Annotated in this window: 17 protein-coding genes; 8 read left to right on the top strand and 9 right to left on the bottom strand. The window is 62.7% G+C overall.

Going from position 1 to position 21,939, the window contains the following annotated elements:
• Nucleotides 1-18: 18 nt before the first annotated feature.
• Nucleotides 19-2,505, bottom strand: coding sequence for a penicillin-binding protein 1A (locus tag ACSQ20_RS08610; RefSeq protein ID WP_436018955.1), 2,487 nt, complete (start codon nucleotides 2,503-2,505; stop codon nucleotides 19-21).
• Nucleotides 2,506-2,928: 423 nt separating this feature from the next.
• On the opposite strand from ACSQ20_RS08610, the gene ACSQ20_RS08605 reads away from it, so the two are divergent.
• The 4 genes from ACSQ20_RS08605 to ACSQ20_RS08590 all read left to right on the top strand — a co-directional run bounded on the left by ACSQ20_RS08605 (nucleotide 2,929) and on the right by ACSQ20_RS08590 (nucleotide 7,111).
• Nucleotides 2,929-3,468 carry a hypothetical protein gene (locus ACSQ20_RS08605; protein ID WP_436018953.1) on the top strand — a complete coding sequence of 180 codons (540 nt, stop codon included), beginning with the start codon at nucleotides 2,929-2,931 and terminating at the stop codon, nucleotides 3,466-3,468.
• 210 nt (nucleotides 3,469-3,678) lie between these two features.
• A complete protein-coding gene (locus ACSQ20_RS08600) occupies nucleotides 3,679-4,359 on the top strand; it encodes a PspA/IM30 family protein (RefSeq protein ID WP_436018951.1) in 681 nt (226 codons plus the stop codon).
• Nucleotides 4,360-4,421: 62 nt separating this feature from the next.
• Complete coding sequence (locus tag ACSQ20_RS08595; protein ID WP_436018949.1) at nucleotides 4,422-5,582, top strand: tetratricopeptide repeat protein; 1,161 nt, start codon at nucleotides 4,422-4,424, stop codon at nucleotides 5,580-5,582.
• Between the two features lie 5 nt (nucleotides 5,583-5,587).
• A complete protein-coding gene (locus tag ACSQ20_RS08590) occupies nucleotides 5,588-7,111 on the top strand; it encodes a flavin-containing monooxygenase (protein ID WP_436018947.1) in 1,524 nt (507 codons plus the stop codon).
• Here the strand turns inward: ACSQ20_RS08590 and ACSQ20_RS08585 are convergent.
• Nucleotides 7,053-8,693 (bottom strand): methyl-accepting chemotaxis protein, encoded by a 1,641-nt coding sequence (locus tag ACSQ20_RS08585; protein WP_436018945.1) that lies wholly within the window; start codon nucleotides 8,691-8,693, stop codon nucleotides 7,053-7,055. The genes ACSQ20_RS08590 and ACSQ20_RS08585 overlap by 59 nt on opposite strands.
• Before the next feature lie 428 nt (nucleotides 8,694-9,121).
• On the opposite strand from ACSQ20_RS08585, the gene ACSQ20_RS08580 reads away from it, so the two are divergent.
• Nucleotides 9,122-10,528 (top strand): methyl-accepting chemotaxis protein, encoded by a 1,407-nt coding sequence (locus tag ACSQ20_RS08580; RefSeq protein WP_436018943.1) that lies wholly within the window; start codon nucleotides 9,122-9,124, stop codon nucleotides 10,526-10,528.
• Between the two features lie 140 nt (nucleotides 10,529-10,668).
• Entirely contained in the window at nucleotides 10,669-11,127 is a 459-nt protein-coding gene (gene mscL / locus ACSQ20_RS08575; RefSeq protein WP_436018941.1) for a large conductance mechanosensitive channel protein MscL, read from the top strand.
• Nucleotides 11,128-11,133: 6 nt separating this feature from the next.
• Here the strand turns inward: mscL and ACSQ20_RS08570 are convergent, their stop codons facing one another.
• Together ACSQ20_RS08570 and ACSQ20_RS08565 are read right to left on the bottom strand one after the other, a co-directional pair.
• The gene (locus tag ACSQ20_RS08570; RefSeq protein WP_436018939.1) at nucleotides 11,134-13,128 is read right to left on the bottom strand and encodes a response regulator; all 1,995 of its coding nucleotides are present in this window, start codon (nucleotides 13,126-13,128) and stop codon (nucleotides 11,134-11,136) included.
• A gap of 45 nt (nucleotides 13,129-13,173) precedes the next feature.
• Nucleotides 13,174-14,781, bottom strand: a complete 1,608-nt coding sequence (locus tag ACSQ20_RS08565) for a sensor histidine kinase (RefSeq protein ID WP_436018937.1) — start codon at nucleotides 14,779-14,781, stop codon at nucleotides 13,174-13,176.
• A gap of 374 nt (nucleotides 14,782-15,155) precedes the next feature.
• Between ACSQ20_RS08565 and ACSQ20_RS08560 the strand changes: the two genes are divergently transcribed.
• On the top strand, nucleotides 15,156-15,638 hold the full coding sequence (locus tag ACSQ20_RS08560; protein WP_436018935.1) for a hypothetical protein: 483 nt from the start codon (nucleotides 15,156-15,158) through the stop codon (nucleotides 15,636-15,638).
• Nucleotides 15,639-15,652: 14 nt separating this feature from the next.
• Here the strand turns inward: ACSQ20_RS08560 and ACSQ20_RS08555 are convergent, their stop codons facing one another.
• The gene (locus tag ACSQ20_RS08555) at nucleotides 15,653-16,540 is read right to left on the bottom strand and encodes an NAD(P)-dependent oxidoreductase (RefSeq protein WP_436018933.1); all 888 of its coding nucleotides are present in this window, start codon (nucleotides 16,538-16,540) and stop codon (nucleotides 15,653-15,655) included.
• A gap of 137 nt (nucleotides 16,541-16,677) precedes the next feature.
• Here ACSQ20_RS08555 and ACSQ20_RS08550 point away from each other — a divergent pair, with 137 nt between their 5' ends.
• Nucleotides 16,678-16,887: a dodecin gene (locus ACSQ20_RS08550; RefSeq protein ID WP_436018931.1), complete on the top strand. Its 210-nt coding sequence runs from the start codon at nucleotides 16,678-16,680 to the stop codon at nucleotides 16,885-16,887.
• Nucleotides 16,888-16,971: 84 nt separating this feature from the next.
• Here ACSQ20_RS08550 and ACSQ20_RS08545 read toward each other — a convergent pair whose 3' ends face one another.
• The 4 genes from ACSQ20_RS08545 to ACSQ20_RS08530 form a co-directional block, all read right to left on the bottom strand.
• Nucleotides 16,972-18,060, bottom strand: a complete 1,089-nt coding sequence (locus ACSQ20_RS08545; protein ID WP_436018929.1) for a BMP family ABC transporter substrate-binding protein — start codon at nucleotides 18,058-18,060, stop codon at nucleotides 16,972-16,974.
• Nucleotides 18,061-18,089: 29 nt separating this feature from the next.
• A complete protein-coding gene (locus ACSQ20_RS08540) occupies nucleotides 18,090-19,019 on the bottom strand; it encodes an ABC transporter permease (RefSeq protein WP_436018927.1) in 930 nt (309 codons plus the stop codon).
• A gap of 48 nt (nucleotides 19,020-19,067) precedes the next feature.
• Nucleotides 19,068-20,177 (bottom strand): ABC transporter permease, encoded by a 1,110-nt coding sequence (locus tag ACSQ20_RS08535; RefSeq protein ID WP_436022993.1) that lies wholly within the window; start codon nucleotides 20,175-20,177, stop codon nucleotides 19,068-19,070.
• Between the two features lie 71 nt (nucleotides 20,178-20,248).
• Entirely contained in the window at nucleotides 20,249-21,847 is a 1,599-nt protein-coding gene (locus ACSQ20_RS08530) for an ABC transporter ATP-binding protein (protein ID WP_436018925.1), read from the bottom strand.
• Between the last annotated feature and the right edge of the window lie 92 nt (nucleotides 21,848-21,939).

Genomic DNA, 21,939 nt, shown 5'->3' with positions numbered 1-21,939 from the left:
GCGACGTAAACGGCCCCCTCAGGGTCGATTGTCCCCGAACAGATTGAGGATCTGCTTGCGCTCCTGCGACGACACGTCAGGCGGCGCGGCCGGCGCCGCTCGCGCTGACAGCCCCGCGGGACCGATGCTTCCGAGCGCGTCGCTTGCGCCGGTCGAGCCGGCCAGCGCGGTACCCGAATCCGTACCGATGCTCGCGATAAAGCCGTTGCCCGGCGTCATATCGGCGTAGTAGAGCTCGCCGTTGACGGCCGTCACGCTGTCCGGCATCGGCATTTGCACCTGTGGCACACCGTGCAACGCGTGGCCCATGTAGTCGATCCAGATCGGCAACGCCAACTGCGCGCCGAACTCACGGCTGCCGAGGCTCTTCGGCTGATCGTAGCCCATCCAGGCCACCGCCACGAGCGTCGGCTGATAACCGGCAAACCAGCCGTCCTTGGCCTCGTTCGTCGTACCGGTTTTGCCCGAGAGATCGGAACGATGCAAAACGTTGGTGCCGGCGCCCGTGCCTGCTGTCGCCACCGAGTGCAACAGGCTGTTCATGATGTAGGCATTGGCTGCGCTGATGGTACGCGGCGCATCGCGCCCGGCGACGATCGGCTGTGCTTTCGAAATAGCTTGTCCGTGTGCATCGTCGACTTCGGCAATCAAGTAGGGGTTGACGCGATACCCACCGTTCGCGAATACGGCGTAGGCACCGGCCGACTGCAGCGGTGTGACGAGGCCCGCGCCCAGCGCGAGCGGCAAATACGGCGGCGTCTTGTCGGCATCGAAACCAAAGCGCTGCGTCACGTAATCCTGCGCGTACTTGGTGCCGATATACGAAAGAATCCGGATCGACACGAGGTTCTTCGATTTTTCCAGCGCCACGCGCATCGGCATCGGGCCATCGGGCTGGTCGTCGTCCTTCGGCTCCCAGGCATCGCCGCCCGGCGTGCTCGGCGGAAAATAGAGCGGCGCGTCGTTGATGATCGTTGCCGGGCCCAGGCCCTTTTCGAGCGAAGCCGAATAGATGAACGGCTTGAAGCTCGAACCAGGTTGACGCCAAGCCTGCGTTACATGGTTGAACTTGTTCTTATTGAAATCGAACCCGCCAACGAGCGCGCGAATGCCGCCGTCCTGGGGCGACAACGAGACCAGCGCGCCCTCCACTTGCGGGAGCTGCGTGACCTGCCAACCGCCCTTCGCCCCCGGCATCAGGCGCACAATCGAGCCCGGCTTGATACGCTGGGCCTGCGTCGCGCGAGGGCTCAGCGCCGACGCCACGAAACGCAAGCCGTCGCCGCTGAGGTTCGCCGTGCTGCCATCGACAAACTGAACCGTCAACTGCTTCGGACTCGCCGCGGTCACCACGCCGGCGACGAGTTCGCCGTCGTCGGGATGATCGGCGAGCGCGTCGTCGATGGCCTCGTCACGTTCGTCGCGGTCGGCCGGCAACTCGACGAAGCCTTCCGGCCCGCGATAGCCATGGCGGCGCTCGTAATCCATGACGCCTTTGCGCACCGAGCGGTACGCGGCATCCTGATCGGCCGAATCGATCGTCGTCACGACCGACAAGCCCCGCGTATAAGTTTCGTCCTTGTACTGCGCGTACATCATTTGCCGCACCATTTCGGCGACGTACTCGGCGTGCACGCTGTATTCGTTGCCGGAAGCTTTCGTGTGAATCTCTTCCTTGCCCGCCTGATCGTACTGCGCTTGCGTGATGTAACGCAGATCAAGCATGCGTTTGAGTATGTACTCTTGACGAATCTTGGCGCGCTTCGGATTGACGACGGGGTTATAAGCGGACGGCGCCTTGGGCAGCCCCGCGAGCATCGCCGCCTGCGCGAGTGTGATGTCCTTGAGGTCCTTGCCGAAATAGACGCGCGCTGCCGCCGCGAACCCGTACGCACGCTCGCCCAGATAAATCTGATTCATGTAGAGCTCAAGGATCTGATCCTTCGACAACGCGCGTTCGATCTTGTAGGCGAGCATCATTTCATAGAGCTTGCGCGTGTAGGTCTTCTCGCTCGAAAGGAAGAAGTTGCGCGCGACTTGCATCGTGATCGTACTCGCGCCTTGCGACGCGCCGCCGTGCAGAATATCCGCTGTACCCGCACGCAAGATGCCGAGGAAATCGACCCCACCGTGCTCGTAAAACCGGTAGTCCTCAATCGCGAGCACCGCCTTTTTCATCACATCGGGAATGTCGGCAAAACGCACCAACGAACGCCGCTCTTCGCCGAATTCGCCGATCAGCACGTGGTCGGCCGTATAAACGCGCAACGGCACCTTCGGCCGATAGTCGGTCAGGACTTCGAGTGAAGGCAACTGCGGCCCCATAACGACGAGCGCATAGCCCACGATGAGCGCGCCCACGACAACGAGCGTCGCCGCGAGCCCCGCGAAAGTCAGGGCGAGACGTGCGCCGAATGAACCTTGCTGGTGTTCGGGACTGTGTCGAAGAGGGTGTCGGCCATCGGCCGCGGGCTCGGAGGATGCGGGTCGTTTGATGATAGGCATGACGGCAGGGTCGGCTCGACGCCGTTTCCCGTTTCGCCCGTTTTGCACTCGCCCGCATCAGACTTTCTCGGGCGGCGCTCGGACTCGTAATTATGGAGATACTGAGGGCCGGAATCGGCCGGCCCCAGCGGGCAACAGGACATTCTAATGAATTCGCCCGGCGCTCCAAGCTATTTTTTTGTAAGAATTCCCGACGTTGGGTGCCGCACGGCCAAACGGCAGTTATCAACAGAAAATGTTGAAAGGCCTGTGGACAAGCCCGCAACAAGCGAGGCAAGTCCTTGATCTGGCGCCGATTATGCTGCGCGACACGTTTCGTGTCAGTGCACGGCGTTCTATCATGGCGCCAGTGCGCCTATTTGACGTCGCGGCGCGTTACCCGCAGGTCGCCAGCGAGCCTCTTTTTCGTCAGCGGAGCCGGTCATGAACTCGAATCGCGAACGCATCGTTGTCTTCGTCTCCGCGGCCCAGAAGCGGGCGCTTGCAACCCGGGCCCAAAGTATGGGCATCAGCGTAAGCGAGCTCGTGCGGCGTGCGGTGCTGGCCTTCGACGAAACTGCTGGCGATGTGCGAGCGGCGCAGATCATCGATAGTTGGCGCACTCCGCACGCGCCGGATGCGCTCGACGAAACGCTGCGCCGAATCGCGCGCGTAGCGGCCGCGGCAGACGCCTCCGAGCGCATCGAAAGCACCGCCCGAGTAACGCCGGCGGCTGTCGAGGCTGAGTGCGAGCCGCCCGGTGATTCGCTTAGCGTCGCCGCGGCGGTCGCACGTGCACTGGCGCAAACGCCGCCGCCCGATGCTTGCGACGAGCCGCAAGCCGTCCTGGATGCCGAGACGGTTGCGCGGGTCATCGCCCATGGCGCGAGCGCGAGCGGTGCCGACGCGGCACACCCGCGCGGCCCGCGGCGTCGGTGCAAAACCGCCGATACTGTCGACACCGACGACACGCCCCCGGTTTAAGCCAGCGTTAACGATCCGTTGTTGTAATATCCGCCGGCAGCACAGTGTGTCGCCTGCCGGCGACGTGCGCACATATTGCAAAACGAGAGGCGCGGCCTCATATGCGCCGAAGCGGCATGCGCCGCCGCCCACCAATGCGGCGTAGAGTATTGGATGGTCTGAACGCCACAACGTCACTCGTTCGGCGCCGAGTCAACTTAGGAGGAATTCATGTCGCTATTCGACACCATTTCGCGGACGGTCAAAGGGCTCTTGAACGACGCAGCCGACTCCGTACAAGACCCGTCGCGCGATGCGCGGCAAATCGTACGCGAACTCGACGAGAGCATCGGCAAGGCCGAGAACGCGCTGATCGAAATCGAGGCTCAGGTCGCGATGCAGCAAAGCAAGCGCGACGCGGCCGCGGAAAAAGCGCGCAAGTACGAAGATGGCGCCAAACGCGCGCTGCAATCGGGTGACGAAGGCCTGGCGCGCGAGGCGCTGGCTGCGCAGGCGAATGCCGAAACCGAACGCGACGCGCTCGCTCGCGAACTGGCTACGCTCGAGCCGTCGGTCGACCAACTGAAAACGCAGATCGCCGATATGCGCCAGCGCCGCAACGATCTGAACGCGCGCTCGAGCATCTTGCAGGCGAAGCAGCAAATTTCGCAGGCCAAGGATGTTGCCGCCACCGCGCTTGGCGGCATCGGCGGAAAGAATTTGTCCGAGGATTTCCGCAAACTCGAAGACAAGGTGCAGCTGTCCAACGCACGTTCCGACGCGCGATTGAACTCGGCGGACGCATCGAGCGGCAAAGCACTCGAGGACAAACTGGCTGCGCTGGACCAGGGCCCTTCGGTCGAAGACCGCCTGGCGGCCCTCAAGAAGCAGTTGAATACCCCGGCGCAATAAGTGCAATCACGCGCGGCACCGGCATTGGCATGGAGACGGGCGGAGCACGCCCGGTTCAGTTTATGAAAAGACTTCTCGCAGCCGTGAGTGTAACGCTCGCGCTGACGGCCAGCCTCGCGTTCGCCGTGCCGAGCGCGCAGCAGGTCGAGCGGGCGATGACGCAAGGCAACTGGCAGCAAGCCGATGCCGAGCTCACGCAGGTGCTCTCAGCGCATCCCAATAACGCGCACGCGCACTATCTTTACGGACAGGTGCTCGCTCACGAAGGCCGCTATGCCGACGGCCTCGCGCAGGTTGAGCAAGCCAAGGCGCTCGACCCGCAACTACGCTTTACCGACTCGGCCCGCTTCGCGCAGACCGAAGCGCGCATACGCGCGGCAGCCAATCGAGCGAATGCGGCAACCACGCCGGCCGCGCCTTCGCAACATGCGGTGAACCCGTTCGTCGAAAGTCAGGCGGCACCACCAGCCAACGCGCATCACGGGCCATCGATCGCGATGTGGATCGGCATTATCGTGTTGATCGCCAGCATCGCACTCGTGCTGCGTTGGACGCTGCGCCGCGCACGTTCGAATGACGACGGGCGTGCCGATGAAGACAGGCGCACGCAGCTCAAGCGTGCAACGGAACTACTCAACGCCACGCGGTCGCTCAAGCTCGATGCGCGGCTTTCCACGCTGCCCGGGCACGAAACGCTCGCAAGCGACATCGAAGCCCTCGAAACGCAGTTGCGCGAACTCGTGCAAGCGTTGTCGGGCGGTCAAAATCCTGTTCCCGGCTACCGGCTCGACGAACTCGATCGCCAGCTCGCGAGTCTCAAAGCACGTGCGGAAGGCCGGCCCGATCCGAACCTCTCCGCCTCGGCCGACGCCGCATCGCCTTATGCTCGGGAGGCCGAACGCCTGCAGCAGCAAGCGCCGCAGGCGCCTGCTCAACAGCAGCCGACTGTCGTCGTGCAACAAGGCGGCGGTTTCGGAGGCGGCATGGGCGGGCTGCTGACAGGCGTGTTGCTTGGCGAAGCGCTCTCTTCGCATGGGCGTGATCGCGTGATCGAGCGCGATGTCTATGTCGACGACGATGAAGCGCGGCGCCGTGCGGCAGCTGGTGGCCAGGATGTCGACGTGGGTCAGGGCTCGAACGACTGGAACGATGGCAGCAGCGGCGGCGACGGCGGCGTGGACTTCGGCAGCAACGACTCGGGCGGCAACTGGGACGACAGCTAAGCTTCATGCCTTCGTTGTTTGAGTCCACTTCGAATACGTCGAATACCTGGAATACGCCGCCTCGCATCGCAATCATCGGCAGCGGCTTTGCCGGCATCGGCATGGCCATCCGCTTGAAGCGCATGGGTTTATCGACGTTCACCGTATATGAAGCGGCGGCCGAACCCGGCGGCACGTGGCGAGACAACACCTATCCCGGCGCAGCGTGCGACGTGCCCTCGCCTCTCTACTGTTTTTCGTTCGAACCGAACCCGTCGTGGTCTCGGACGTTCGCGCCGCAGCACGAAATCCTCGCATACCTGAAGCGGTGTGCCGACAAGTACGACATCGCACCGTTCATCCGTTTCAACACGCGTGTTGAAGCGGCGCGTTTCGATGATTCCACACAACGTTGGCGCCTCGCGCTCGTGTACGGCGCCACCGGCATACGGGAGGAAGTAGAAGCGGATATCGTCATTGCGGCGAATGGCCCATTGTCGCGGCCGGCGCTGCCCGATATTCCGGGTATCGAGCGCTTCGAGGGCAAGCAATTTCACTCGGCGGCGTGGGATCACGATCACATACTTGACGGCAGATCGGTGGCCGTCATCGGCACTGGCGCGAGCGCCATACAATTCGTGCCGCAGATCCAGCCGCGCGTCACGCACCTCGCCGTGTTTCAGCGGACGCCGCCGTGGATCTTGCCACGGCGTGACCGCACCATTACTGCGCGCATGCAGCGGCTCATGGGTATCGTGCCGCTGGCGCAGCGTCTGATGCGATACGTGCTTTATTGGCAGCACGAAGCGCGCGCGCTCGGCTTCGTGCTCAACCCGGCGCTGATGCGCGGCCCGACAGCATTCGCTCGCAGCTATCTCGAGCGACGGATCGTCGACCCCGAGTTGCGAAAGCAGCTGACACCCGAGTATCGGCTTGGCTGCAAGCGCGTCTTACTGTCGAGCGATTACTACCCCGCGCTGTCGCAACCCAACGTAGCCCTGATTACGACAACGATCCGCGAGATCGTTGCTGCCGGTATCGTGACTGAAGCTGGCAGACTTCATCGTGTCGATACGATCATCTACGGCACCGGTTTCGCACTCAGCGATGCGGGTGCGCCGTTCACGGTCATCGGCAGGAACGGCGCAGACCTCGATGAAATCTGGCGTCGCGAAGGGCCGCAGGCGTATTTGGGTACGAGCATCGCCGGCTTTCCGAATTTCTTCATGATCATCGGGCCGAACACCGGCCTCGCACACAGCTCGATGATCTATATGATCGAATCGCACATCGCCTACATCGCCGATTGCTTGCGCGTGCTCGCGCGGCGCGGCGTCCGCACGATGGAGGTCACGGACGACGCGCACCGTACTTACAACGCGCAAGTGCAGCGTGATTTGCAACGCACGGTGTGGCAAACCGGCTGCCGCAGTTGGTATCTCTCGAAGCGCGGCAGGAACACCGCACTGTGGCCCGGCTTCACGTTTGCATTCAGACGGCTGACGCGACGCGTGAAATCAAGCCACTACCGCTTCGGGAACCAGAACTAACAGCGTTTGGGCGCGCCGCCGTCTCATGCGCGTCTGCCTGCAGGCGAAATGCCGCGACTGCCGCATCGAGACTAGCCGCCTGCTCTTCGAGCGACGCAGCCGCAGCGGCGGCTTCCTCGACCAGCGCGGCATTTTGCTGCGTCACGGTGTCCATCTGCATGACCGCGCGGCCGATCTGCTCGATGCCATTCGATTGTTCTTCGGAGGCGGTGCTGATTTTGCCGATGATGGCCGTCACGCTACCCACGGAACGCACGACTTCCGCCATCGTGGCGCCGGCCCGTGCCACAAGTGTCGTGCCCGTGCCGACTTTTTCAGCCGACTCGGCGATCAGCGCCTTGATCTCCTTGGCGGCGCTCGCGCTGCGTTGGGCCAGCGAGCGCACCTCGCCCGCCACCACCGCGAAACCGCGCCCCTGCTCGCCGGCCCGTGCCGCTTCGACCGCGGCGTTCAGCGCGAGAATATTCGTCTGAAAGGCGATACCTTCGATCACGCCGCTGATGTCGCCAATCTGATTCGAGCTCGTGGCGATGTCCTCCATCGTGCGCACGACATCATCGACGACTTCGCCGCCGCGCGCTGCTGTGCGCGACGCTTCATCGGCCAGCTCATTGGCTTCGCGCGCATGTTCGGCGTTTTGTTTGACCGTGGCGGTCAGCTCTTCCATATTCGAGGCTGTTTGCTGCAGCGAAGCGGCCTGCTGCTCCGTGCGCTGCGAGAGATCGGCGTTGCCAGACGCAATTTCCCGGGCACCATGCGTGATGGCCTCGGAGCCGCTGCGCACTCGGCCCACCGTTGCGACAAGCGCCGCCTGCATCTGTTTAAGCGCCGCAAAAAGGCGTCCCATTTCATTGTTGCGCGAGGCGTCGATCGCCCCTGTCAAATCGCCGGCCGCGATCCGCTCGAAATGGCGAATGGCGCTATCGATGGGGCGCACCACTGCCGCCACAATCCCCGTGCGCGCCAGCATACCAACGACCAGCGCCACCAGGGCCATCATCGCGGCCGCTAGCGCAAGCGTGCGAAACTCCTGCTGCGCGTGATCATAACGTTCGCGCTGATGTTGCATCTGCAAAGCTTCGAGCGCGCCAATCGCGGCGTCATAGCGCGCATAAAGCTGATTTGCAGTGCGTCCTTGCGTGTTGCGAAACGCGTTGAAATCGTTGTCCTGCAGCGCCTTGAATTCGGGCTCCACACCCGCATCGATCAACGCCTTGCGCGCTGTGCTGACGGCATCGGCCAGCTTGTTCTCCTCCGTGTCGCGCGGCTTGCGCAGATATTCAGCCCATTCGCCGTCGCTTTCTTTCAGCACGGCGTGGGCCTTCGGCAGCATGTCGTCCGAAGCCTCGCCCATCGCAAACAACGTTTCGTAGCTGCTGAGCGCGAGCCGCACTTGCAGCATGCGTTCCGAACTCGTTTTGAGGTGGGTGAGCGCCGCCGTATCGGTCGCATACATCTGGCGCAGCGCGTCGTTGCTTCGATTGAGGCCAAGCATGGCAACGCTCATCGTTGCAATCAACGCAAGCGTGTATCCCGCGATCGTGAGCGTCAGCCCGCCGCGTATAGTCAAGCGATTCAGCATGGTGTTGACATGCGCGTGGCGAATAACACGCGCACGGTGTCTCCCGTTGAGAATGTGATGCGCGCACGGACGGCTCTCTGACGGAGCCCTGACTGCCGCTGAACACTGTACTAGCACTGACCCGGCCTGCTGCGAGCGGTCTTATCGGGCGCGTTGTGCGTGCGAAACCGCAGACAATTTAAGTACTCCGCAACCCACATGCAATGGCGGAAAGTCACTAGCTGCGAAGCCCTCAAGCTGCGCCCAGATGTGCCGTAAACACACAGGTCGACTCTGCGCATCGTTCCGATCTCGGTGCGAGGCCGATTGAGCGCGTAAGCGCCTTGTAAGCGAACTTCGATAGAGCTGCGTACAAAGGACCGGCGAAAAACCGTGCCGATAATGAACGATGACCGCGAGCGGCTCGCCTGCTTGCGAGGAGACCTGTCATGATGCGCTTCGTCAAGCGCCAGCCACGAGCCGCGCGTTCGCTCGTCAGCGATATCGCCGAGCACGCGGGCAAGCTCGGCATCGAAATTTGCGATGTGTCAGGCCAGGTCGAAGAAGTCGCGAACCGCGTTGCCGAGCAGGCAAATGTCTGCCGCCGGCTGCGCGAGTCGGCGTCCCTCACCATGACCGGCAACCATCGTATCGCGCAAGCCGCCCGCCAGGTGCGCGTGGTCAGCGCCGAAGCGTCACAGGCCGTCGATGAATCGCGGCACACGCTCGACGCATCGCTTGCCGATATTCGCGGGCTCGTCGAAGGCGTGACCGGCATAGCCGCGCAAATCGATGCGTTGCGCGATGCGCTCGATCACGTGAGCAGCGTGTCCGAAGAAATTTCGTTGATCGCGCGGCAAACTCACCTGCTGGCCATCAATGCGGCGATCGAAGCGGCGCGCGCAGGCGAATCGGGCAAAAGCTTTGCGGTGGTCGCGGCCGAGGTCAAAAACCTCTCGAGCAAAACGGCCCAAGCCACCTCGCAAATCGAAGCAACGCTCGCGCGCCTGACGGCGCAAACCGAGCAACTGATCGCCGATGGCACCGAAAATACAGCGCGCGCTCAGCGCGTAAGCGATGGCACACATGCCATCGGCGAGATCGTTGAATCGACCGGCCGCGCCGTGACCCAATTGCACGGCGAGGCAGAGGAGATTGCCTCGCTCACGAGCGAAATCGAAACGCAGTGCCACTCGCTCGAGGAAGAAGTGGGCGCTATGGCGAACGGAGTCGAACAGTCGAGTCAGAATTTTCTGCGAGCAAAAGACCGGCTGTCGAGCCTGCTCGGCGTCTCCGAGACGTTGATCGAATTAACAGCGGCCACCGGTGTCGATACGCCCGACACGCGCTTCATCGACGCCGCCCGGCAGACCGCCGCGGCCATCGGCAAAAAATTTGAACAGGCGATTGCACGTGGCGACATTCGGCTCGAGGATCTCTTCGACGCGAACTACGTCCCGATTGCAGGCACCGATCCACAGCAGTTCATGACGCGCTTCACGCAGTTCACAGACCGCGTGCTGCCCACGTTGCAAGAGCCGTTGCTCGGGCTCGACCCGCGCGTGGCGTTTTGCGCCGCGGTCGATGTACGCGGCTACCTTCCCACGCACAACCTGAAGTTCTCCGAGCCGCAACGGCCGGGCGACCCGGTCTGGAATGCCGCGCATTGCCGTAATCGTCGAATCTTCAACGATCGGACCGGGCTCGCCGCAGCCTCGCATAGCAAGCCGTTCCTGCTTCAGACCTACCGCCGCGACATGGGCGGCGGCAACTTCGCGATGATGAAGGATGCGAGCGCCCCGATCTTCGTCGCCGGCAGGCATTGGGGCGGACTGCGCCTTGCCTACCAGATTTGAGTGGCCAGCCCTCTTCCTCCCGTAGCGCGCTAAAAAATTCGAGTGTGTGAACGCCATCCATTCGCTATCATGGGCGCGGGCGCGGGCGCGGGCGCCTATAGCCCTGCGCACCGTTTGCCGTCTATACGGAGGGAATAAACATGAGCATCTTGAAGGAGTTCAAGGAGTTTGCCGTCAAGGGCAACGCGATGGATCTCGCCATTGGCGTCATTATCGGCGGTGCCTTTTCGACTATCGTCAATTCGATCGTCAAGGACCTTGTGATGCCGGTGGCCGGCACGGCGAGCGGCGGCCTCGATTTTTCGAATAAATTCATTCGTCTTGGCGATATCCCGCCGTCATTCAAGGGCAACCCCGATTCCTTCAAGGACCTGCAAACAGCCGGCGTTGCCGTATTCGGCTACGGCTCGTTCATCACCGTGCTGATCAACTTTCTGATCCTTGCATTCATCGTGTTCATGATGGTCAAGGGCATCAATGCACTGCGCCGACTCGAGCGCAAGCCGGAAGAGGAGCAGCCGGCCGAGCCGCCGCCGACGCCCGAAGATATTGTTTTGCTGCGGGAAATTCGCGATTCGCTGAAGCGCGAACCACGCTGAGCGCACTCAGCGCATTGTGGTGCGGGCGTTTTCGCCGCCCGCCTTGCCGGCGGCCGCCTGCTGAATCAGCTCTTCGAGCTGAATGAAATTGACCGGCTTCGTCAGATGCGAGGTGAAACCGGCGGCCAGACAGCGCCGCACGTCGTCATCGGTGCCAAAGCCCGTCAGTGCCACCGCGGGCACTTGCGAACGTTGACGGAACGCGCCGATGAAGTCGATGCCGGTGCCGTCCGGCAAGCCGATATCGCTGACAACCAAATCAAACGACGACGTCTGGGTCACCGCCAACGCCCCCGCCACCGACGACGCGACGGTTACCTCGTGCCCCAGCCCACGCATCAGTTGCGCCATGACCTCGGCCGTATCCATGTGGTCTTCGACGAGCAGGATCGCGAGTCGCTGATCGGCATTGGCGGCCAAGGCCGGTGCGGCCATCGGCTCGCGCGCGGGCGCCTCAACGGTCGGTAATGCGATCACAAATGTGGCCCCGCAGTGCGGCCCCGGGCTTTGCGCGCTGACGGTCCCACCATGGGCGTCCGTCAACGCCTTCGTAATTGCAAGCCCCAGGCCCAGCCCGCCGAACTGCTGCGTCATGCGTTGGCTGCCTTGCTCGAACGCGTTAAAGAGCCTGTCGATTTGATCGGGTGCAATGCCAATGCCGGTATCTTCGATCGAGATTTCGATCTGCATGCGCGCATCGCGCGTTCGCACGTAGATTTGGCCGCCATCCGGCGTGAACTTGGCGGCATTGCGCACCAGGTTCCACAGCATTTGCTGCAGCCTTGCGCGGTCCGCCAGCACGAAATGATTGCCGGCGAGCTTCTCGACATGAACGTCTTGCTGCTTGACCTGAATCTCGCTGCGAAAAAGCTCGAGCACGCTGTCGATCACTTCATGCACGTCGACCGTCTCGAGCGCCAAGCGCAGCTTACCGTTGGCCACACGCGTCAAGTCGAGCAAATCGTCGATGAGCCGAGCCTCGAGTTCGATGTTGCGGCGGATCATTTTGATGCTCGTCTGGGCCGCATCGGGCAACCCCGGCATGATTTCGAGCACCCGCGTTCCGGCGAGCACCGGTGTCAGCGGCGTGCGCAATTCATGCGAGAGCATCGCTAAAAAGCGGTCCTTCGCGCGGTTTGCCTCCTCCGCCGTTTGACGGGCGCTTTGCTCGGCCGCGAGCAGCCGCTCGCGTTCCTCGATGGCCTCGCGTTGCGACTGAATATCCGTGCAGCTCGCAAACCACTTGCTGATGCCGCCGTTCGCATCCCGCACCGGCGCGATACGCATGTCAAACCAACGGTAGCCGCCATCGTGGCCACGAATGCGCAGCTCGTGGCGGTAATCGGCATCGTCGCCGCGCACCGCGTCGAGCCACTTGCGGCGCAGCACCTCGCGGTCGCTCGGGTGCACCGCGTCGAGCCAGCCGAGACCATGGGACACCGTCTCGTCAAAGCCCGTATAGGCATACCATTGCTTCGAGAAAAAATCGCACTCGCCCTGGGCGTTACTCGTGAAAACGAGGTGCGGCAATGCTTCCGACAAGCTTCGGTAGTGCGTCGCCCGGTCTCGCAATAGCAACGCTTCAGCCGACGCGCGCTGCAGACGAATCTGCGTCAATACGCGCTCGACCGCTTCGGGCAGGTAATCGAGATAGCCTTCGGATTTCGGCACGACGTCCGATACACCTGAGCGTAATGCGTCGATCACGCGGGACTCGTCGGTGAACCCCGTTACGAGGATGGCGGGCAACGCGACGCCCTCACGCCGCAACCGGCGGAAAAAATCGAGCCCTGTCTCAGCGCTTTCGAGTTGGTAATCAAGCACGAGCAGATCGGGGCGATCGCGCTCGATGCTTTCGCGCGCCGCGGCTACAGACGCACTCGAGAATACGATACACCCGGCCCGCAAGAGCGACTTGCGCGCAAGCCGCAAGATGCCTTCGTCGTCATCGACGACGAGCACGCGGGCGGGCTCCGGTCGAGGCGCAGCGTCATCGGTCATGCTCGGTTTCAACCTTTCAGTAGTCCTATCGTTGCTTGGCACAGATTACGGCACGCGCAATGGTTGTTCAGGCAATGTCACAAAAAACGTCGAACCGACGCCTTCCATCGATTCGACCCATACCCGGCCGCCATGGCGCTCGGTCACGCGACGCACGAGCGCGAGGCCGATGCCGTCACCCTTGGCACGATCGCCATGCAGCCGTTGAAAGGCGCTGAACATTTTGGACATGTAGGCGTCCGGAATGCCAAGGCCATTGTCTCTCACATAGTAGGTCCGCATGCGCGTGGCGCGGCCGTCGGGCTCGGGCGCCGATGGCTCCAGCGCACCGATTTCGATGCGCCCGGGGCGGCTCGGGTCCAGATAGTTGACGGCATTGCCGATCAGATTACCGAAAATCTGCTCGATTCCGGTTGGATCGCCCCATACGGGCGGCAGCTCGCCGACCGAAATGGCCACGCCGCGCTCGCTGATTTGCTGATGCAGCGCTTCGACCACACGCGCCACCGTCCGGGAGACGCTCACGCGCTGCCACTGGTATTCGAGGCGGCCGGCGCGCGAAATGCGCAGCAACGCGTCGATGATCGATGCCGAACGCGCTACCGCCGTGCGCAGAAAATGCAGCGCCTCGTTCAAATTGCCATCGAGGACATGCGAGATGCGCACACGCTCGGGCTCGGGCAGCCGTGCGTCGTCAAGCATGGTGCGCAATTCGTCACACGACACTTGCAGCTCGCGCGAAAAACCTTGCAGATTGACAAGCGGCGAGCGCAGATCGTGCGACACGCTATAAATGAACATGTCGTTGTCCTGCTTTTGCTGGCGCAGGTTGTCGTTGACCTTTGTCAACTCTTGGGCCCGCATTTCAAGCGCGGCTTGCAGTGCAGTCTGCTCGCGTTCGGCGTCGCTTAGGCGTTCGCTCGTTCGGTGCAGCACGACATCGAGTTCGGCCAGCTCGTCGTTGCCCGCGAGCGGCGCGCCGAGCGTCTGCGAGCGGCCGAGCCGCTCGGCGTTGACGGTCAACGTGGCAAGTCGCCGGCCGATGTTGCCCGCGAAACCGAGCGCCGCTATCGCCCAAATCAGCATGGAACCCGCAATGGCGGCGATCAGCGCATGCCGCTGCCCGTCGCGCGTGGCGGCCAGCTGTGCGCTGCGTTCGGTGTCGAGCCGCGACTCGGCGGCGATGAACGCATCGAGTTCGTCGCGAAAGACGCGGATAGATTGCGGCAGCGGCTCTTCTTCGAACGATGTCAATTGCACGCGCTGGCCGTCGCGCAACGCGCCATAGAGCACATCGGTCTGTGCCCGATAGGCATTCATGGCCTCGCGCATGCGGCGCACACGCTCGACTTGGAGCGGGTCGTCAGCAACGAAACGTTCGAGTTGCGTTAAACGATCGTCGAGATCGACCCAGACCGCATGGCGGTCGATAAACGAAGCGTCGCCTGCGATGAGCCCCGCGCGTACACGCGACGCTGCGCGCAGCAACGGGTCGACGATGATCGAGGCCTCATAAAGCACCTGTTTGCTATGCGCGGCCCATTGTGCAGCTTGCCTGGTTTGCTGCTGCGTCACCGACAGCATCCCGAGCAGGGCCAGCTCGACGACGCTCGGCACCGCGATCAGCAGCAGCCCTTTCGTGAACAGTTTCATGTGTCCTTGGCGACCCTCTTGCATACGGAGTCGCGCGCCGCCTCGTCGACTCGCGGCACGGCCCTTGCGCCGCACCGACGTGGAGGGCGTGAAACCGACCCATTATCCTTGCACTCCGGAGATATTTCAACGCATTGAAATGATGTGCCGGCGCACGTAATTCGCCATTTTTTCTGAGTTCGATGAGCACGCGGGCGGTACTCGGGCCTATTATTGGCATAGATGGCTGGCGAGCGCCAAGACGCGCAACGCAGCGCACGCACGCCACTGCATACAGAGCTCGAGGTTCGAAAAGACATGTGCCATCGTGATGACGTCGTGTCCGTATGCTATAAAAGATCGACGTGCGGCGCGCGAGAGCCGGGAGTGGTCGCATGAGGACGCTGTCTTTCTTGCAATTATTTTTCAGGCGAATGTTTATGTCCTTCCCGAGAAAGCGCCGGCGCGCCAGCGCGCAGAGCGAGGAGTCTTTTCTTGCCGTATTGCGGCAATTCAAGCCGTTCGGCCAACTCGATACGAAAATCGCCCGGGCCCGGGCACAGGACGAGCCGGTGCTTTATGCCCATGCGCTACCCGGGCTCGACGTTCTGCTTTGCAGCGTACGCGGCGCGCAGCCGCCCTACCCGGCGGTCGACGAACTGCACCGGCGGTGCATCGAATCAATCGCCAACGCACTCGAACAACCGCTCGACGGCCTCGAAAACGGCGGCTACTGGTATGAAGCGAACGGTTTCGGCTTTCTCGTCTTTGCGAGCCGCGCGCGCGCACGCATCCTTCCCGAATTCGGCGCGGCCATGACGGTCAGAGGCTCGCGCCGTCAGAGCGCCGGCGACGCCACACCGCGTTCGCTGCGTTAGCGCGTGCGGGCGCGCTATGCACCGCGTTGGCGCACAACGTCGATAAACGCGGCCAAATCCGCATTGGCCAAGCCCATCGCCACGCCGAGCCGCAACACCTGCTGCACGGCGCTCGCCACCGGCATCACCGCGCCGACCTCGCGCGCCGCGTCCGCCAGGGCTTCGATATCTTTTTGAAAGGTTTTGAAAGCACCGATCGGCGCGTGCCCTGTCTCGGTCATGCGTGGCACGAACGTCCGTAGCAAGACCGAATCTGCCCAGCCGCCGGCCAGTGCTTCAGGCAAGCGCGCTGCGTCGATGCCGCAGCGCTCGGCGAGCCCGACCGCCTCTGCGATCGCGGCCACCGTGGCGCAGACGATCGCCTGGTTGCAAAGCTTCGTGGTCTGGCCCGCCCCCGCCTCGCCCATGCGCGTCACGCGGGCCGCATAGGCGCCGATGACAGGCGCCAGCGCCTCGAATGCTTCCAGCGCACCGCCCGCCATGACCGCCAGGGTGCCCGCTTGCGCACCGGGCACCCCGCCGGAGACGGGGGCGTCGACCCACTCCACCCCGAACCGGGCAGCGCGTGCGGCATACTCGCGCGTTGCCGCGGGCGCGATGGTCGAGTGATCGACGATATAGCGAACGCGGCCAGCGCCTGAATCGGCATGGTCGTCGCCGAGCACGCCCCCAAGGCCGAATATCACCTCCTCGACCGCGGACGCATTCGATACGCAAACAAATACGGCCTCGACGTATGCCGTCAACTCGCGGCGCGTCTCGACGACGTGCCCCCCATCGGCGCTGAGCGCCTCGGCCTTCGCGTGCGTGCGGCTCCAGACTCGCACGCGATGGCCCGCGCGCAACAAGTGCCGCACCATCGGCGCGCCCATTAAACCCGGCCCGCAAAATCCGATTTCCATGCTTGGTCCTTGCCTCCGTGCATTGCCGCTCTCGGGACGCCTCCTGCGCACACTCAGTGCGGCGCACTAAACGGCCGGCGTCGACGCCATGCGTTGCCTATACTTTTTTCTTCTCTTGCGAACGACCGGAGCACCTCATGAACGACCACGTCTACAAACAGATCGAACTGACCGGATCGTCGACCAAATCGAGCGACGATGCCATCCGTTGTGCCCTTGAGCGCGCGTCGCACACATTGCGCAATCTGGACTGGTTCCAGGTCACCGAAATACGCGGACACATGAAAGACGGCAACATCGCGCACTGGCAGGTATCGCTCAAGGTCGGTATGCGTCTCGAAGATTAACGCGAAAACGCGACTGCCCACGTAATAAAGGGCTATGCGATTCCGCGCTCAGCCCTTTATTTCCGCTTTGCCGCTTCTATCTGCTTATTTGGGCAGCGTGCCGTCGACACCTTCCACATACCAATTGAGCCGCTGCAGCTCGGCATCGGTCAGCGCCTTACCCGCGGCAACTTTGACCGCACCCGTCTGATCCTTGATCGGGCCCGTGAAGACGTCCCACTGGCCACTTGCGATTTGCGCTCGCTTGGCTTCGACCGCTTTCTGGCCTTCAGGCGCGATAGCCGCCGCATTCAGGTCTTCCAGGTTGACCGCCTTCTGCGGAATGCCCCACCAGACAGGGTCGTTCTTCCACTTACCATCGAGAACCTGCTGCAACACCGCCGTGTAATAGACGCCCCAATGGCCGACCACGGAGCCGAGATGCGCGCTCGGTCCGAATTTTTTCATATCGGAATCCCAGCCGAATGCGTGCACTTTCTTGGCTTCGGCTGTGGCAAGCGTAGCGCTCGAGTCGGTGTTTTGCAGCAAGACATCGGCACCCTGGCCGATCAACGTTTCGGCCGCCTGCTTTTCCTTGCCGGGATCGAACCAGCTATTGATCCAGATCACCTTCGTATGGACTTTGGGGTTCACCGAACGTGCGCCCAGTGTGTAGGCATTGATGTTGCGCACGACCTCCGGAATGGGCACCGATGCAACGAAGCCGAGCGTGTTCGTCTTCGTCACGTACCCCGCGATCACGCCGGCGAGATAGGCGCCCTGGTACATCCGGACATCATAGGTGCCGAAATTCGGCGCCTTCTTGAAACCGGTCGCGTGCAAAAACACCGTATCGGGAAAGTCCTTGGCAACCTTCAGTTCGAAATCCTGATAACCAAAGCTCGTGCCGATGATGACCTTGTTACCCTTGCTCGCGAGATCGCGAAACACGCGTTCGGAATCGGCAGACTCGGGCACGTTTTCGACACGCGTCACCTTGATCTTGCTGCCTTCCTTGGCTTCCACCTCCTTCGATCCTTGGTCGTGCGCATAAGTCCAGCCGGCGTCGCCGGGGTTGCCGATGTAGACGAACGCAACGCCCGGCGCACCCGCTGCTTGCACGCTCGCCCCGAATGCGAAGGCAAGCGCAAGCGCGGCCGAGCCGGCAAGCGTGGTCAACATTTTTCTTTTCATCGAGCTTCTCCAGGTGATTAAACGATTCTTCAACTTGCCGCAAAAAACGGCTTGCCGAGCGATGCGGGGGCATTCAATTTGATCGTGTTCGGATTGCGCGAAATGACCGCAAGCACCACGATCGTCGCAAGATACGGCAGCATGGCGAGAAATTGCGTCGGCACCGGCACGCCCGCCGCCTGCGCGTAGAACTGCAGCCCCGTCACCGCGCCGAACAGCAGCGCGCCGATCAACAGGCGGCCGGGCCGCCAGGTCGCAAAAACGACGAGCGCGAGCGCAATCCAGCCACGCCCCGAGGTCAGTTGCTCTTGCCAGAGCTGCAGATAGACGATCGAGTAGTACCCGCCCGCGAGCCCGGCCATGCCGCCGCCAAAAAGCGCCGCGACGTAGCGCACGCCGACTACCGAAAAGCCGACCGAATGCGCGACCTGCGGCGACTCGCCAACCGAGCGCAACACCAGCCCAGCACGCGTGCGATAGAGAAACCAGGCCACGACGCCGAACATCGCGAAAGCCAGGTAGCCAAGCGGCGTCAGCGAAAAAAATGCGACACCGAACACGGGTATCTCCGCGAGCCCGGGGATACGCCATGCATCGATCGTCGCGCGCACGCCGGCCGACGTATACGGTTTGCCGATATAGGCCGAAAGTCCGATGCCGAAAATCGTCAGCGATAAACCTGTCGCGACCTGGTTGGCCAACATCGTCAGCGTGAGAAAGCCGAACAACAAGGCCATGGCGACCCCGGCCGCGACCGCTGCGGCCACGCCCAGCCACGGGTTGCCGGTGGCTGCGGTGACGGCGTAACCGCTCACCGCACCCATCAGCATCATGCCTTCGACGCCCAAATTCAGCACGCCCGACTTTTCGGCCACGAGCTCGCCGAGGCCCGCGTACATGAGCGGGATGGCGGCGACGACCGCGCTCGAGGCAAGTGTGCCGGCTTGTTCGATATTCATCGTATTCGTATTCGTATTCGTATTGGTGTTGGTGCTTGAGTTTGCGTGCTAAGGGTGTATGACAGAGACGGGCGCCACCCGTCGTACGCGATAGTTCACAAAGAGGTCGGCGCCGAGCAGGGAAAAGAGCAGCAGCCCTTGAAACACGCCGCTTAGCGCTTGCGGCAACTGCAGCGAGGTTTGTACCGCCTCGCCGCCGAGATAGAGCAACGCCATCAACAGACTCGCGAGGACGATGCCGACCGGGTGCAGACGCCCGACGAAGACGACGATGATCGCCGTAAAACCGTAGCCGGGCGACCAACTCGCCTGCAACTGCCCGATCGGGCCGGCGATTTCGCCCATGCCGGCCAAGCCGGCGAACGCCCCGCTCAGCAAGAGCGACGTCCAGATGGTCCGCTTATCGGAGAAACCGGCATAGCGGGCGGCTAGCGGCGCCAGTCCGCCCACGTTCATGCGAAACCCCGCAAAGCTCTTGCGCATGAACACCCACACGAGCGGAATAGCCGCGAGCGTCACGAAGATCGACGCGTTGAGCCGCGTGCCTCGGAGAAATTTCCAATGCCAATCACCACCGAAGGTGGGATAAAGCGCGTCGCCCGAAAACATCTCCGAGATCGGGAAGTTCATACCCTGAGGGTCGCGCCACGGGCCGCTCACGAGATAGATGAGCAGTTGCGTCGCGACATAGGTCAACATCAGGCTCGTCAGAATTTCGTTCGTGTTGAAGCGGCTCTTGAGCCACGCTGGAATCGCTGCCCATACCATGCCGCCAATCACGCCCGCGGCCATCATCAGCGGCAGGATCCACCCGCCGCTGGCCTGATCGAAATGAATCGCCACACCGCCGGCCGCCATGCCGCCCGCCAGCATCTGCCCTTCAGCACCGATATTCCAGACGTTGGCGCGATAGCCGAGCGCAAGCCCCAATCCAATCAGGCAGAGCGGAGACGCCTTCAGCAGCAACTCCGACCAGCCGTTGACGTTCGATAACGGCTCGATGAAAAAGGCACGCATCGCCGCGATGGGGTCGCGCCCGACCAGCCCGAAAATCAGAAAACCGATGGCCAACGTCAACACGGCCGCAATGAGCGGCGCGGCGAGCCGCATGGCATTGGATGGAGTCGTCCGCGCTTCGAGTCGTAAGGGAAAATGCATCGTTCGGAATGGAATGTCGTTGGTTTTGGTTTCGGTTTTGGTTTCGGTTTTGGTTGCAGCGCTGGCAGCGCTCATGCGTGCGCGGGCTGCGCCGTGGGCGGCGCGCCACTGCGGTCGCCAAAGAGCCCCGCCATCCAGCGGCCAATTTCTTCGGCATTCGTTTCGTCCGTCTTGCGCGCAGGCGAGAGCCGTCCACCCGCCAGCACGGCAATGCGGTCGCAAATGTCGAAGAGTTCGTCGAGCTCTTCCGAGATCACCAGCACGGCCACGCCCTTCGCCGATAAGTCGAGCAGTTGCTGACGAATGAACGCCGATGCGCCCACGTCGACGCCCCAGGTCGGCTGCGATACGACGAGCACCTTTGGCGACTGCAGGATTTCCCGCCCGACGATGTACTTCTGCAAGTTGCCGCCCGACAGCGATTGCGCGAGCGCGTCAGGACCGCCGCAGCGCACATCGAACATCTCGATCGCGCGTGCAGCAAAGGCGCGCATCGCGCAGGCGCCGATCCAGCCATGCCGCACCATGCCGCCCTGGCGATGCGCCGTCAACAGAGCGTTTTCGGCCAGCGACATCGCCGGCACCGCACCGCGGCCGAGGCGCTCCTCGGGCACGAACGCGAAGCCGAGATTGCGCCGCGCCGCAGCCGACAGACGCGCCGCGGGCTTGCCGCAAAGCGTCACGGCGTCCGGCGCGACGTCGGCCGTGCGCTCGCCCGAAAGCGCCGCCAGCAGCTCGGCCTGGCCGTTACCCGACACGCCCGCTATGCCGAAGATCTCGCCTGCGTGAACATCGAAGGAGACATCGACCAGCGAGGTGCCAAACGGGTCGACGCTCGCCACCGACAACTGCTTGACGCTGAGCAACGCTGCGCCCGGCGTGTGTGGGCGGCGCTGGTAGTCAGGCAACGAATGCCCGACCATCAATTGTGCGAGCGACGCATGGGTTTGCTCGCGCGGCCTTACGCGCCCGGTCACGCGGCCGCCCCGCATGACTGTGGCGGAATCGCACAGCGCCTGGATTTCGTCGAGCTTGTGGCTGATGTACAAAATGCTGCACCCAAGTGCTGCGAGCCGTCGCAATGTTTCGAAGAGCTTGTGCACAGCTTGCGGCGTCAGCACGGAGGTCGGTTCGTCCATGATCAACAGACGCGGATGCTGCAACAGACAGCGCACGATCTCGACGCGCTGGCGCTCCCCAACCGTCAGGCTGTGCACGTGTCGCGCGGGATCGATATCGAGCCCGAACTCGTGCGAGACCACACGAATCTGTTTTGCGAGCGCGGCGAGATCGAACGGCTCGTCGAGCGCAAGCGCAATGTTCTCGGCCACGGTCAGCGTCTCGAAGAGCGAGAAATGCTGAAAGACCATGCCTATGCCGAGCTTGCGTGCCGCCGCCGGGCTCGTTATCTCGACTGGCTCGCCTTCCCATCGGATCTCGCCCGCGTCTGGTCTCACCGCGCCATAGATGATCTTCATCAGCGTGCTCTTGCCGGCGCCGTTCTCGCCCAGCACGGCGTGAATTTCGCCCGGCGCGACGACGAGATCGACATCGTCGTTGGCCCGCACGCCCGGGTATTGCTTGGAAATGGCGGTCAGCGCCAGACGCGCCGCGTTCGGTGCGCCGCGTCCGTTATCCAAGCCGTCATTGGAGAAAGAGATTTCGCTCATTACGTCAGTGGTCTACGTCTGCATCGTGGCCCGACGATACCCAAATCGGGGCGGACCGTCGAGCCGACAAAATGAGGCGAATGGCATACGTG

Source organism: Trinickia sp. LjRoot230 (assembly GCF_964253315.1).
Classification (GTDB): Bacteria; Pseudomonadota; Gammaproteobacteria; order Burkholderiales; family Burkholderiaceae; genus Trinickia.
The sequence above is the reverse complement of the archived record's forward strand: the minus strand, read 5'-3'. Positions and strand labels throughout refer to the sequence as shown.